12 protein-coding genes are annotated in these 12,956 nt (G+C 65.4%); 4 read left to right on the forward strand and 8 right to left on the reverse strand.

Going from position 1 to position 12,956, the window contains the following annotated elements; all coding sequences use genetic code 11:
• The first annotated feature begins 34 nt into the window (after positions 1-34).
• Positions 35-1,078: an IS1595-like element ISCasa1 family transposase gene (locus tag C882_RS18975; RefSeq protein WP_009542292.1), complete on the forward strand. Its 1,044-nt coding sequence runs from the start codon at positions 35-37 to the stop codon at positions 1,076-1,078.
• An 80-nt stretch (positions 1,079-1,158) separates the two neighbouring features.
• On the opposite strand, the gene pgmG is transcribed toward C882_RS18975, so the two are convergent.
• The 6 genes from pgmG to C882_RS19000 form a co-directional block, all read right to left on the reverse strand.
• Positions 1,159-2,607 carry a phosphoglucomutase/phosphomannomutase PgmG gene (gene pgmG, locus C882_RS18980; protein ID WP_009542293.1) on the reverse strand — a complete coding sequence of 483 codons (1,449 nt, stop codon included), beginning with the start codon at positions 2,605-2,607 and terminating at the stop codon, positions 1,159-1,161.
• Between the two features lie 71 nt (positions 2,608-2,678).
• Positions 2,679-4,127 carry a mannose-1-phosphate guanylyltransferase/mannose-6-phosphate isomerase gene (locus C882_RS18985; RefSeq protein WP_009542294.1) on the reverse strand — a complete coding sequence of 483 codons (1,449 nt, stop codon included), beginning with the start codon at positions 4,125-4,127 and terminating at the stop codon, positions 2,679-2,681.
• 522 nt (positions 4,128-4,649) lie between these two features.
• Positions 4,650-5,453, reverse strand: coding sequence for a hypothetical protein (locus C882_RS18990; RefSeq protein WP_152415413.1), 804 nt, complete (start codon positions 5,451-5,453; stop codon positions 4,650-4,652).
• 239 nt (positions 5,454-5,692) lie between these two features.
• The gene (locus tag C882_RS24760) at positions 5,693-6,526 is read right to left on the reverse strand and encodes a hypothetical protein (RefSeq protein ID WP_152415414.1); all 834 of its coding nucleotides are present in this window, start codon (positions 6,524-6,526) and stop codon (positions 5,693-5,695) included.
• The gene (locus C882_RS18995) at positions 6,523-7,893 is read right to left on the reverse strand and encodes a hypothetical protein (RefSeq protein WP_043646474.1); all 1,371 of its coding nucleotides are present in this window, start codon (positions 7,891-7,893) and stop codon (positions 6,523-6,525) included. Before C882_RS18995 ends, C882_RS24760 begins: the two co-directional genes overlap by 4 nt.
• A gap of 430 nt (positions 7,894-8,323) precedes the next feature.
• Positions 8,324-8,836 carry a 3'-5' exonuclease family protein gene (locus C882_RS19000; protein ID WP_152415415.1) on the reverse strand — a complete coding sequence of 171 codons (513 nt, stop codon included), beginning with the start codon at positions 8,834-8,836 and terminating at the stop codon, positions 8,324-8,326.
• A gap of 245 nt (positions 8,837-9,081) precedes the next feature.
• On the opposite strand from C882_RS19000, the gene C882_RS19005 reads away from it, so the two are divergent.
• Positions 9,082-9,867: an MraY family glycosyltransferase gene (locus tag C882_RS19005; protein WP_009542298.1), complete on the forward strand. Its 786-nt coding sequence runs from the start codon at positions 9,082-9,084 to the stop codon at positions 9,865-9,867.
• A 9-nt stretch (positions 9,868-9,876) separates the two neighbouring features.
• On the opposite strand, the gene C882_RS19010 is transcribed toward C882_RS19005, so the two are convergent.
• A complete protein-coding gene (locus C882_RS19010; RefSeq protein ID WP_009542299.1) occupies positions 9,877-10,893 on the reverse strand; it encodes a glycosyltransferase family 9 protein in 1,017 nt (338 codons plus the stop codon).
• Positions 10,894-11,013: 120 nt separating this feature from the next.
• Positions 11,014-11,445: an FkbM family methyltransferase gene (locus C882_RS25120; protein ID WP_009542300.1), complete on the reverse strand. Its 432-nt coding sequence runs from the start codon at positions 11,443-11,445 to the stop codon at positions 11,014-11,016.
• Between the two features lie 180 nt (positions 11,446-11,625).
• Between C882_RS25120 and C882_RS25125 the strand changes: the two genes are divergently transcribed.
• A complete protein-coding gene (locus C882_RS25125) occupies positions 11,626-11,850 on the forward strand; it encodes a hypothetical protein (protein ID WP_043646482.1) in 225 nt (74 codons plus the stop codon).
• A gap of 209 nt (positions 11,851-12,059) precedes the next feature.
• Positions 12,060-12,812 carry an FkbM family methyltransferase gene (locus tag C882_RS19025; RefSeq protein WP_009542301.1) on the forward strand — a complete coding sequence of 251 codons (753 nt, stop codon included), beginning with the start codon at positions 12,060-12,062 and terminating at the stop codon, positions 12,810-12,812.
• Positions 12,813-12,956: the final 144 nt, after the last annotated feature.

Genomic DNA, 12,956 nt, shown 5'->3' on the forward strand with positions numbered 1-12,956 from the left:
GGTAAGCTGCTGGCCTTCTGACGGAGGCGGAGCCATGGATGACGCGCAGTTTGAAGTGCTGAAAGCGGCCATAGCCAACGAACTCACGGCTGCGCAATGCGTGGAACTGGAGGGTGTGGTTCGAGAGGTGTCCAGCCGCCGTGTTGGCGAAACGACCCTTCTTCTGCGGACGGAGGCTCTCGACGGCGATCGCGTTTGCCCCCGCTGCGGCAACACGCGCATCGTCAAGAACGGCCTCGACCACCTGGGCCGCCAGCGGTTCCGCTGCGTCAAGCACGATGATGATGAGGAGGAACGCTGCGGTCGCGGCTTCAACGTGCTGACGGGAACGCCCTTCGCCCGCATGCGGAAGCCCGAGAAGTGGTTGGCCTACGCTCGCCTGATGATGCGGAGCGCCTCGATCACCGACATCCATGAAAGCGGGATCGGCATTTCGCGCCTTACCGCCTGGCGCTGGCGGCATCGTTTCCTGGCTCTTCCAACGACTCTCCAGGCGGAGCGCCTCGACGGCATCATCGAGGTGGACGAAACGTACTTTCGCTCATCCTACAAGGGCTCTCGGGCGTGGAAGGAAGGCCGTCCCCCCGAGAACCGACCGCCACGCTATAGGGGCGGACCCGCGAAGAGGCGCGGCCTGTCACGTGAGCAGATCCCTGTGCTGACGGCCGTTGACCGAAGTGGCGGCGTGGTGGAAGGCGTGATGATGCGCCGTGCCGCCAGTGTCGCGCGCACCATGCTTCTCGGCCGCATTGCGGAGGGAGCGGTTCCTTGTTCCGACGGATGGGCCGCTTACCCGCAGATCGCCGAGGCATGCGGTGCCGATCATCGCTTGGTGGAAGCGCCGAGAGACGACTGGCTGGTGCGGGCGCTTGGAACAGGTCCTCGCCGCCCAGGCCGCATGGGGCTTGGGCGCATCAACGCCCACCATGAACGGCTCAAAGCCTTCATGAACATCGTCCTCCGCGGGGTATCGACGAAGTACCTGCCCGCGTACCTGGGGTGGCTGCGCTTCAGGCGGCAGCCTGGGTTCAGCCCAGAGGCGCTGATCCGCCAACCTCTTCTCCCTCAAGCGGGATAGCGCTTGAACGCCGCCGAATGCCGCCATCCCCATTCATGTAGAATTGCGCCAACCGAAATGCTGCCGCCCCGTCCCGGCCCTCACCCCTCGGCGACGAGGCGTCTTATGTCCTCAGGCAGGCTCAGGCCCTGGCCGTCCAGCGTGCGTGCAAGGCCCGCCACGAGCCGACCGAGCGCCGCCTTATCCTCTCCCTCGCAGCGGGCCACCAGCGCCGCCTGCGTGTTGGAGGCCCGAAGAAGCCACCAGCCGTCGGGCGTCGTGACGCGCACGCCGTCGACCGTCGAGACCTGAGCCTGCGGATCAACCGTCACCGCCTCGGTCACCGCGCGCACGGTGTCGAACTTGCGCTCCTCCGGGCAGTCGATGCGGATCTCCGGCGTGGCGTGCAGGCGCGGCAGCGCGGCATGGCGCTCCGCCAGCGTCGTGCCCTCGGGCCAGGCGCGGCCGACGAGGTCCAGCAGCCTCACTGCGGCATAAAGGCCATCGTCGAAACCGTACCAGCCGTCGGCAAAGAAGATGTGGCCGCTCATTTCGCCGGCCAGCGGAGCACCGGTCTCCCTCATCTTTGTCTTGATGAGCGAATGCCCGGTGCGCCACATGACGGGTTCGCCGCCCAGCGCGGCCACATGGTCGAACAGGGTCTTGCTCGCCTTGACGTCAGCGATGATCGGCGCGCCCGGATGGCGGGCCAGCACCTCCTCGGCCAGCAGCATGAGGAGCTGATCGCCCCAGAGAATTTCGCCCCGCCCGTCGATGACGCCGATGCGGTCGCCGTCGCCGTCGAAGGCGATGCCCATGTCGGCGCCCTCCTCCGCCACGGCCGCGCGCAGCTGCTCCAGGGTCTCCGGCAGCGTCGGGTCGGGGTGATGGGCCGGGAAGGTGCCGTCGATCTCGGCGTTGAGAAGAACCTGGCGGCCGGGGATCCGCTCAGCCAACCGAGACATGATGTCGCCGGTGGCGCCGTTGCCGGCATCCCACACGACCGTCAGCGGGCGGATATCGCGCCCGTGGTCGCGCAGCAGGCGCTCGGTGTAGGCGTCGCGCAGATCGCGCTCCTCGACAGCGCCTGCTCCAGCGCCTTCCCCCCACGCGCCGGCAGAAGCGATCTCGCCCAGGCCGGTAATGGCGTCGCCGTAGAACGGCTTGCCGCTCTTGACCATCTTGAAGCCGTTGTGGGTCGGCGGGTTGTGGGACCCCGTGACCATGACTCCGCCGTCGGTCGGAAACTCGGCACAGGCGTAATACAGCATCGGCGTCGGCCCACAGCCGATGCGCGTCACACTGCAGCCCGCTGCCGTCAGCCCCTCGACAAGTGCTGCTTCAAGCTCCGGCGACGACAGCCGCCCGTCACGCCCGACCGCCACCGACCGGCCGCCGTCACGGCGGACGATCGTCCCGAAGGCACAGCCGATGGCGCGCGCATCAGCGGCGGTCAGCGTCTCACCGACAATGCCCCGGATGTCATAGGCCCGCAGAATGGACGGATGGAATTGGTGCGCTGGGATGGCGCCGGAAGACGGGAGGGTCACGAGGGGCAAACCTTTCTGTGAAACGAACGGCTGCAGACTGTATAACGGCGGGATGATACAACCAAGGGATCTCAGCCCTGGCGCAGCGGCTCGATCCGGCCATAGGCGTCGGTGAAGCGGACGATGTCGTCCTCGCCGCAATAGGGGCCGGACTGCACCTCGATCAACCGCAACGGCAGCTTGCCGGGGTTGCACAGCCGGTGGGTCTGGCCGGTGCGGATGAACACCGACTCGTTCTCGAACAGCAGGAAGGTCTCGTCGTCGCGGGTGACCTCGGCAGTTCCCTCGACGACGATCCAGTGTTCGCTGCGGTGGTGGTGCATCTGCAGGGACAGGCTCTCGCCCTGCTTGACCATGATGTGCTTGACGTGGAACCGCGGCCCCTCGTCGATGGTCTGGAAGGTGCCCCAGGGGCGGTAGCTGCAGGTGTTCTCGGTCGCTTCCTTGCGGCCGCGGGCCTTCAGGTCGGCGACCACGTCCTTGACCCGCTGGTCGTCGCCCTTGCGCGCCACCAGCACGGCGTCATCCTCGGCGACCACCACCAGGTCCTCGATGCCGATGGCCACCAGAAGCCGGTCCTCGCTGCGCAGGTAGCTGCCGGCGCAGTCCATGGCCGTTACGTCGCCAACAAGGGCGTTGCCGTCGGCATCGCTCTCGGATTCCTCGTGCAGCGACGACCACGACCCGATATCGCTCCAGCCGGCGTCCAGTTCGGCGACGACGGCATCCCTGGCGTGCTCCATGACGGCGTAGTCGATGCTGTCGCCCTTGATGGCGTTGAAGGGCTCGGGCGCAAGACGCAGGAAGTCGAGGTCCTGCTGCCCCTGCGCCACGGCGGCGCGGCACAGCGCCAGCATGTCGGGCCGCGTTTCGGCCAGGGCATCAAGATAGACGGCCACCGGGAACAGGAAAATGCCGGCGTTCCACAGGAAATTGCCGCTTTCCACGAACGCCTTGGCGCGGTCCGCGTCGGGCTTTTCCACGAAGCGGATAACGGGCGCGACGCCCGGCGCGATCGGCTCCGCCGCACGCTCGACATAGCCGTAGCCGGTGTGCGGCCGCGTCGGCGTGACGCCAAGGCAGGCCAGCCGGTCTTCACCGGCCGCGGCGGCGCAAGCCTCGACGGTGGCGCGGAAGGCGTCGGTGTCGTGAATCGCGTGGTCCGACGGCATGACCAGCATGCGCGCCGAGGGATCCTCCTCCCCCAGCATCAGGGCGGCGACGGCGGCGGCGGGGGCCGTGTTCCGCGCCGAGGGCTCGATGACGATGGCGCGCGGGGCGATTCCCGCCTGGCGCATCTGCTCGGCAATCTGGAAGCGGTGCTCGGCGTTGGAGACGATGAGCGGCGGCGCCCATGCACCGGCGCGGCGCGCGGTATCCTGCAGAAGGGTGCGGTCGCCCAGCAACCGGCGCAACTGCTTCGGTCGCGACTCCCGGGACAGCGGCCACAGGCGTGTACCAGCCCCCCCGGACAGGATGACGGGATGGATGATGCCGGATGACGGCTGTCGAACGCTCATGGAACTCCGTGCCTCCCCTAATACAGTCCCTCAAGAATGGAGGCTGAGAGGAGCTCGGGCAAGGACGCGGCAGAGCTAAGACACCGGAACGATGCCGCGGTCCTTCTGCGCCGTCCAGGGCGGGGAGCAGATAGGCACGGCGCTCTGCTCCGCCGATCACCCTTCTTGCAGTGGAAGCAAACCCTGTGGGCCGCTGGCCGCGACGGCTGGCCTGGCAGTAACGCTTCGCGGCGCGCCTTCCCCAAGACGAAACAACCCGACGGAACCGCAGGGGGTCCCGCCGGGTTGATCTTTCCTCTGGGTGAGGAGCAGGCCACGCCCGCTCTTAAAGGTTAGCGCAGTCACGGCCGGAAGCCAACTGCCGTGATCCGTCACACTCGTGCCGACGGAGTGGCTCCAGGTGATGCGCGCGTTCCAGGAACCGCGGGACGAACGGCTCGCCGCAAGTCCAGCTCTTGGACATTGCACGCTAACGGTGCCGGCAATCGGCCGTCGATCGGACCGCTTGGGCGCCTGCCGGCCTTAGCGACGACCTGCACCCCGACCACCACGCATGCCGGGCGAGCGGTGCAGCAAGCTGAGCGCCGCAATCTCGGGGGCCAGGGCTGTACCCCGCGCGCGCCGCGTCGATTGCCCGGCTTGTACGCTCGGGAGCTTGAGGCCTCGGTTGCACGGCCGCCGGAGCCAGTCGAGAAACTGGGCACGGAAGGTCGCCCGTTCAAGTGGCGAGATATCCTGCCGGACCGGCACCTCGAGCCGAGCAGGACCAAGGGTCCCCGCCTCGATGTCCAATGCTTCTGGCGATATTCGCCGGACGATGCGGCACGCCTCCCGTTCCATCCCGGCAACGAGGGCACGCTCGGCCGGTGTCAATTCCCATTTCGGCGCCCGCGTCTGGAGTTCCACGCGCGGAAGGACTTGCCCGGCATCGCCCACGACATCGGTCCCAAGCCCGCTTGGAAGCGCAGAAACAATGACAGCCTTCGAGACGAGCGTGGAGACTGGGGACGAGGCAATGTGACAGTTTACGACATGAGCGGCGTCCGCAAGACGCAGCTGAGTTTGGTCGGCGCTCCCGCCGAAATTGGTTGCATACATCTGGATCCAGCTCAGCACATTGAGCCCGATGCTCAGCTTGTCGCCCGTGTTCGGACGCGCCTTGACAGTCCGGATGATGATCTGGTCGCACTGCCCATTGTATTTGGCACTCAGTTCGATGGTGTGGGCGCGGGCATTGTTTCTGGCGATCATGAATTGGGCACGGCCATTCCGGAAGTGCACGTTTTCATCATCGTCCAGCCCCATTTGGATATCGTCGGGGCTCATGGACTTCAGGAGAGCAGCGACACTTGAAAGCGTACTGAAGTTTTTCATAATCTCACTCCATTTTTAGGTTACTCTTTTGTTTTGGTAACGCATCCCCCATATCGCCAGCGATATTTTTAGGTAGGCGGAGATTTTTTTTGCGTTTGGGCGCGCGCCCGGATGAGAACTTGGAGGCGCGCTTGCCCATTCATCCGCAGGCGGCGGATGGGCAGAGACACTGGCGAGGGATTGGTGCTCGCTTATGGTGATGGCGCTGCCGTCGGTGCAGAAGCTGATACAGCTGGGGCCGCTTTTTGACGACCTGCCCTTGTCGGCGGACTTGACGCAGTCCGTGCGCCGACTTTGCTATGCGGCAAGGATCGAATTCCCATTGATCGTCCGAGCGCCAGGTAGCCTCGGTCAATCAAGATCCACATCGACTCTGCGGCCTTGCGGCGTCCCATTCGCTCGAACATCCTCCGCACCGTGTCGATAAACTGCATCGTCGCCAGAACGGCAGCCATAGCGCCGGCATGACCAGCGGGTACAATATGACCATCGAACGCACGTCCCGGGACAAAGCCGAGGACGAGGTATTCAATAAGTTCCCGGCGCCCTGTCACCCAAGGATCCTTTGCCTGCTTGACCCGCTGCATCCAAAGCGCATCATTTTCAGCCGAACGGCGGGCCGACACCGGCTCCCTGTTGCCAACCGGTATCACTTGAAGCGAGCCGATCCCTTTGCGAAGCTCCTTGGCCAACTGACTTGCGCCCTCCCTCATGTCGCGAACCGCAGACTGCGAGCACTTCTTTTTTTCGAACCGCCAAAGGTAATAGGCTTCGCCGAACGTTTCCGTAGCGATAGAAGTCACCGAGCACCGCGGCGCATCAAAGATGGGAATCTCGCGAGCGCGCCCGGCCTGGAATATTTCGTCTTGGGAGATTTCACCGCGGATTACCGCAAGGACAATAGCGTTCACATTCGCGTCACGCCTTTCCGCAAGCTCGTCCAGAACGCTTTTGGCTCTGGGGTCGACAAAAATCTCCTTTTGCATCACATCGTCTCCTTTCCAACTCTTCTTCTGCGTGGTCATTTTCCAGTGCCGCGTCTTTTGCCCTTCGCCGCTTTCTGTCTGCGGGGGTCTGCCGCCGGTACAAGCGGGCGCGGCTGGCCCATCTTTTTCTGGGTGTCGTCTTGGGCGTCCGCCGGCAAATCCTGCGCCTGCTCTTCGTCCTCCTCCGATGTGCGCTGGCACGATGATGACGATCTGCCGATTTCGTCCCGTTCCGCGAGCCGGTTGGGCTCAGACCCGATCAGGCGCAGGCGGGCACCAGCGGACAGAAAGCGTTCGAAGCGCTCGATTACCTGAACCACGCCGTCGATATCCGGTGCGCCGACCCGCTGCTGTTGCACGAAGTTGCCGAAGGTCGGGACAGACGGGGCGGCTTCGTAGGCTGGCTTGCCCAGTTTTCCGCCGGCCAGACACCACGCGCGCAGGAACACCCAGCGCTCGAATGCAGCAGTCCTAACGGTTTGGATGTAAGCGTCGAGCAGGGGTTGGGAGGGCTTGCTGTCGACTAGCATGCGGCCAAAGCGCGCAGCGAAATTCAAGTGCCGCTGCTCGACTGCCTCGCCGCCGTTGATTTGCTTCTGCAGCTTGTCGCCGCGCCACCCGGGATGGATATCCTCAAGCGCTCGCAGCAGTCCGCTCCCGCGCTGTCGCGCAGCAAGCCACCGTCCCGCGAGTTCGAGTGAGTAGCCCAGAGGCTCAAGAAGGAAATGCAAATCAAGGATGTTTTTCACCTGTTTCGCGCTGCCCCGCAGCGCCATCTCGAGCGGCTTGAACTGAGCCTTTGTGCGTTTGGCTTCTTCAAGCCCGGTCAGATCCACTGCCCGTGCCGCCTCGTGCGCAGCAGCCTTCAGCCGGTTCACGATCCGCTTTTGATCGGCGACGCGACGATCCGCCGCGTGGGTGCGCGCGACCACGACATGCATGTGAACAAGCTCGTCCTTGATCCCCTGCAGTCGCCTGACGTTCGAGTGGCCGTCTCTGTGCACGACGAAGAGGGACGGGCACCCGGAAAGTCCCAGATCGACGGCGATGCGCTTCCACGCTGCCTTGAGGCGTTTCAGAGCTTCAGCGCAGCCGTACTCCCAATGGTTTTGATCCAGGTCCGCCTCAAGTCCGAGGCGGAAGATGTCGGTCACGGCGGGGGTCAGCGAGAACACCATGACGTGCTTGGTGACTGGATCATTAGCCTTGACAGCCTTCAGCGCCCCCATCATGATCAGCGCCCGCTCGGCAATAGCCATGGGACTGAGATTCGCATCATTGAGAAAGAGGTTCTCGGACCAGACGTCTCCCGGCTTCAGCGGATGCGCTCGGCCAAGGTCTGAGCGGCGACAGACGTAGTCGATCGCCTCGGACGGGCTCTCGTAAAGCTTGCACCGTGGCAGCATAACTCCCTCCTCGATTATTATTGAGAATCATGTAGCCATTGCGTTCTGATTCTGCCCGAGAAATTTTGTAGGAACATCTTCCTCTTGCGGAGTATATGAGCGGCTCAGCCGTCCATCCGGCAAACGCTGCGCAAAGCAGCGGCTTGAATCCGGTGCACCGGACGATGGCGCCACGGCCGCAGAGGCCGAGCGGACGCGGCGGGTATCGGTCGGCCGGCAGATCGTCTGTGCCCGAAGATCGCCGGTCGCGGCACAGCCCCTCGTTCCCAGGTCGGGGTTCGCTTTTGGGCACCCAGAGCTTCCTTGCAAAGCCACGGGGACCTCACCGGCTCGCTCGCACCCCCGCAGAACCGCCTGCAAATCAGCCAGCGTCTGGAAGTGGCGCGGCTCCGAAATTGCGTCGCGCCAACGCAGATTACGGATGAAGGGCCTATAGCGACGTGAAGGCTTTGGCCTGGATCTGCCGCTTGACGGCGCGATCGATGACCGCAGGGCTATTTAATGTCAGCAGGCCATTGTCGTCCGGGACGACGAGGATTGCGGCAAGGCGCTCGAGCGAGGGTGCATCTTTCTTGAAGATGGTGCGCAGGTCGACGTGCGACTCCCGCCCTCCCACGGCCCGCACGATGGCGGCAGGCGTCGGAAGGCCGTGCACCATGGCGCGCGTCATCACCACCTGCCACTCGAACACTTCGCCGTCGAACGTGACCAGCTGCGCATCAGGGTGGCGGGCGGTGAGATTGTGAAGGTCTTGGAGCAGGCAGCGCTCACCTCCTGCGCTGGCACCGATCACGCCGCGCTCGGCAGCATGATAGATGGCGGCGTCGGACGCCTTCAGCACCATGTAGAGCAGTTCGCGGTGCCCGGGCCATTCCACCAGAAGCGGAAAAAACCTGCTGCGATGCCCGGATCCACTTGCAGAACCGCAGTTGCCGTGCATCATCCTGCGCCATGACCGACGCCTTCGCCCTGCCCCTCTTCGCAGTAACCGCCTGCGCTACCGTCTTTCTGACCGGCAGAGTTCTAGCCTGGCTGCGCCTGCGCCAAATTCTCGACCGGCCCAACGAACGCTCAAGCCACGCGCTGCCGACGCCGCGCGGCGGTGGGTTGGCTGTAGTGCCACTGGTTGTGGGCATATGGACCCTGGCGCTGGCGGCGGGGGCGCCTGCCCCCCTGGGAGCGCCGTGGGTGACGGTTTCCATTTTGGCGGCGGCCGCAGTGCTTGCGGCGGTGTCTTGGATCGACGACCGGCGCCAGCTTCCGCCGCTGCCGCGCTTGACCGTGCAGGCCGCCGCCGTTGCGCTGGGGATGACGCTGCTTCCCGCAGAAGCGTTGGTGCTGGACGGCGCCCTGCCCGTGTGGCTTGACCACACGCTAGCCGGAGTAGGCTGGCTGTGGTTCGTCAACCTCTATAACTTCATGGACGGCATCGACGGGATCACGGGCGTCGAGACGGGCTCCATCGGCGGCGGGCTCGCCATTCTGGCGCTGGCCGGACTTGCGCCGGAAGGTTTTCTGGTGCCGGGCGTCGTGCTGGTGGCGGCGGCCATGGGGTTCCTGCTCTGGAACTGGCATCCCGCCCGCCTGTTCATGGGCGACGTGGGCAGCGTGCCGCTGGGCTACGTGGTGGGGTTTCTGCTGATCGCGCTGGCAGCCAGCGGGCACCTGGCGGCGGCCGTCATCCTGGCGCTGTACTACTTGGTCGATGCCACCGTCACCCTCCTGCGCCGGATCGTCCGCGGCGAGAAGCCGTGGACGCCCCACCGCAGCCATTTCTATCAGCTGGCTGTGCGGGGCGGGCTCGGCCATGACCGGGCCAGTGCGGCCATCGCCATCGTTAATGCCGGCCTGATCGGCTGCGCCGTGGCCGCGGCCGCCGGCCACGGCCTTGCCGGGCTGGCGGGGGCCGCCGGTCTTGTTGTGCTGTTGTGCGGCGGCTTCCTGCGGATCTGGCTGCGCGCGGAGCGTCCGTAGGACCGGCGATCACGCGACCGGCAGCCGGTCCCCCTCCAGCAGCCGCTCGGCCTCTGCCGCCACGGCGTCCACCGTCAACGACGTCATGAGCGATGGCGTCGTACGGCTGTCGAAGCCCGGCGCCACCATGATCCTGCGCCAGTGCTCGAAATCCTCCGGCGTGCGCACGACGCTGTTGCCGGCGCCCCAGGGGCCGTAGCGGCGCTCGTCCGTTGGCCCGAACAGCCCCACCGTCGGCGCCCCGGAGGAGGCTGCGATGTGCATAAGGCCGCTGTCGTTGCCTATGAACAGGCGGCAACGGCGCAAGAGGGCCGCGATGGTCAGAAGATGCGCGCCCCGGGTCAGGTCGATGCGCCGGTCCTCGGGTACGGCCGCCAGCACCGGGGCGACGGCCTCCTGCTCGGACGGGCCAGCCAGCACGGCGACGGGGGCATCGGCTAGTGGACCGTCGGTCCCGGTCAGGCGGTCTAGCAGGGCGACCCAACGGTCGGCAGGCCATTCCTTGCCCCGCCAGTTGGCCGTGGGAGCCACGGCGAGCACGGGCGCGCCGGCGGCGGCACCGGACACACCGGCCAGCAGGCTGTCGGCGGCGGCCTCGTCCTTTGGCCGTGTCCACAGCACCGGGGCCGGCGGACAGGCGCCGCGCCCGATGGCTTCCGCGTTTAGCACGACGCGGTGCTTGGGCTGGCCGTTCTCGGCATGGCGGCTGTCGCCCCCGACCGAATGACGGTGCCGCGCCCATACCATCCAAGGCATCAGCGACCGGCGCAGGTCCACCACCCGGTGCCAGCGCGTACCGGCGACCATCTTCCAAAGATCCACCCAATGCCCGCCACGTGGGCGTTTGGTCAGCGCGATGATGCGCTCCAGCCGGGGCGTGGCCTCGAAAAGCTGCGCCGGCAGAGGACCTGTGGCGACCGTCACCGACAGCGCCGGATCGTCGCGCAACAGGGCGTCCAGGATGCCGGTAGAGAGGACGGCGTCGCCAATGCGCGTGTTCGTGATGAAAAGAAGATGCCGTGGCATAGGCGATAAAAGGTCCTTGCTGGCCGCTCATCAACATCTCGGACCCTAAAGGGCACCGGTGAGAGGGAGTGAACTAACAGAGCCGAATTGAAATGGAAAGGCGTCGCGGCCGGGCCTGCGTCAACCTGGAAGCGCCTCATCCCGCCCACGAGGTACAGCCAGCAGGTTTGCGTCCTCCGGGCGCGCGATGGCGCGGGGATCAATCCGCTCCTGCACTGGCCCCAGAGTATCATCCCCGATCTGGCGGAACCTGTAACCGTGGGCGCCCAGCAGGTCCATCAGCGCGGCCGCGCGCTTGACGCGGCTGTCGTCATCGCCGGCGTCGCGGCGGGCCGGCAGCAGTTCGAAAACCACGAAGGGCACATGGGCGGCGAGCGTCCGCTCAAATCCGCGCAGCACCTCCAGTTCTGCCCCCTCCACATCCACCTTCAGAAGTGTTACCGCCTCCAGCCCCAGGGCTGCGACCATGTCATCCCCGCGGACCGTCAGTACCGATTGGCTGCGGCGGAAAAAGCCGACATCATGGACGTTGTGGGCCAGCGAGGCGAACACGTCAAAGCCCTCCTTGCGCACGCCCAGGGGGCCACGCCAAAGGAGTCCGAGAGGGCGACGGGAAAGGCGTCCACACCCGCCCAGTCGTTCAAGGCGATCAATCGCTGCAGGTATTCGTAGTTGCGGGCGTTGGGCACGAACCCGGCGTAGCGGGCATCGGAGCGGCCGACGCGGAGCGCCATGAGGAACTGGGCCGATATTGGCCCCAACGTCAATTACGGCCGGCTGAGCATTTCCCGCCAACAGGCGTGGCAGCAGCGTGTCCATCCATGGCTCGCGGAAAGCGTGCAGCACCGATCCATCGCGATGCACCGGCACGCGCAGGTCCTCCTCGCCGACGCGCACGCGCCGGACTATTTCGCCACCGGCCAAAGTGCACGTGACCTTCCGCCACTGGTCGCTTAGACCCACAACACCCTCCGTCCCCGTCAGTTCGCTGAACGCGGCGTTTAGCAGATGGATGGCAGGCTGGCTAGGCCGCTCGTCCGCTCGTCTTGGCGGTAGGGCGCTCCTGGCCGGAGAATGGAAGCGGAAGGAAGGTGACCTTTTCGGCTCAAGAGGCTAGGGTCCAGCCCGGTCCAAGTTCAAGCGGCCGGCGCCCATCATCATCATCCATGAGACGTCCAGATGCTCCACCGCCTTTCATTCTGAAGAGACTCGTCCCAAGCGCAAAGAAACGTCTCTATGCCCTGGTCAGCCGGGGCGACTTCGTCCTGCGTCGCCGCTCAGGCGCGGTTTTCCTCCTGAACCCGGCCAACTTCGTCGACCGGCAGATCCTGTTCTACGACGACTTCGAACAGGCGCAGAAGCAGGTCTTCATGGAGCAAATCCGGAAACACGACTGCGACCTGTTCGTCGATGTGGGCGCCAACCTGGGCTACTACTCGATTCTGCTGGCCCTGGCCGTGCCGAACCTTGAGATCGTCGTCTTCGAGCCCGACCGGCGCAACCGCCTGCAGATGGGTGCCAACATGTTCATGAACGGCGTCGCCGACCGCATCACTCTTCTGGATAAGGCGGTGTCGGACCGTTCGGGCACCGTCTCCTTCGTGCCTGCCGCCGCCACCTCCACCGGCCAGTCCAAGGTGGCGGAGGGGCCCGGTGCCGTCTCCATCCCAGCCGTTGCCCTGGACGACGCGCTGCCAGTTTCGGGCCGCCGCATCGCAGTGAAAATGGACATCGAGGGTTTCGAGGCCGTCGCCGTGCGCGGCATGCGGCGCCTGATCGCGGAAAACCAGGTCGTGATGCAGGTGGAATGCTTCGAGCACAACCACGCCGCCCTGGACGAGCAGATGCGGGCCATGGGCATGCGCTTGCTGCGCAGCATCGACGAGGACCGTTATTATACCAGTTCCGTCAATTGGTGACCTTCGCCCATCCAGTGGAGCAGACGGAGCGGATTGTTCCGGTCTCGGCCAGCGCTGCGTTCCAGGCGTCACAGCACGCGGTTACGACGGCATCGAGGTTCTGAAAGATGCGATCTGACAGCCAATTGTCCTTGAGGTGCTGCC

The sequence above is a fragment of the Caenispirillum salinarum AK4 genome (assembly GCF_000315795.1).
GTDB lineage: Bacteria > Pseudomonadota > Alphaproteobacteria > Rhodospirillales > Rhodospirillaceae > Caenispirillum > Caenispirillum salinarum.

Bases quoted from the DNA above. Each gene is read 5' to 3' on its own strand.
- C882_RS18975 (WP_009542292.1), top strand. From the start codon at position 35: ATGGATGACGCGCAGTTTGAAGTGCTGAAAGCGGCCATAGCCAACGAA.
- C882_RS18985 (WP_009542294.1), bottom strand. From the start codon at position 4,127: ATGAGCGTTCGACAGCCGTCATCCGGCATCATCCATCCCGTCATCCTG.
- C882_RS18990 (WP_152415413.1), bottom strand. From the start codon at position 5,453: ATGAGCCCCGACGATATCCAAATGGGGCTGGACGATGATGAAAACGTG.
- C882_RS24760 (WP_152415414.1), bottom strand. From the start codon at position 6,526: ATGACCACGCAGAAGAAGAGTTGGAAAGGAGACGATGTGATGCAAAAG.
- C882_RS18995 (WP_043646474.1), bottom strand. From the start codon at position 7,893: ATGCTGCCACGGTGCAAGCTTTACGAGAGCCCGTCCGAGGCGATCGAC.
- C882_RS19000 (WP_152415415.1), bottom strand. From the start codon at position 8,836: ATGATGCACGGCAACTGCGGTTCTGCAAGTGGATCCGGGCATCGCAGC.
- C882_RS19010 (WP_009542299.1), bottom strand. From the start codon at position 10,893: ATGCCACGGCATCTTCTTTTCATCACGAACACGCGCATTGGCGACGCC.
- C882_RS25125 (WP_043646482.1), top strand. From the start codon at position 11,626: ATGAGGAACTGGGCCGATATTGGCCCCAACGTCAATTACGGCCGGCTG.
- C882_RS19025 (WP_009542301.1), top strand. From the start codon at position 12,060: ATGAGACGTCCAGATGCTCCACCGCCTTTCATTCTGAAGAGACTCGTC.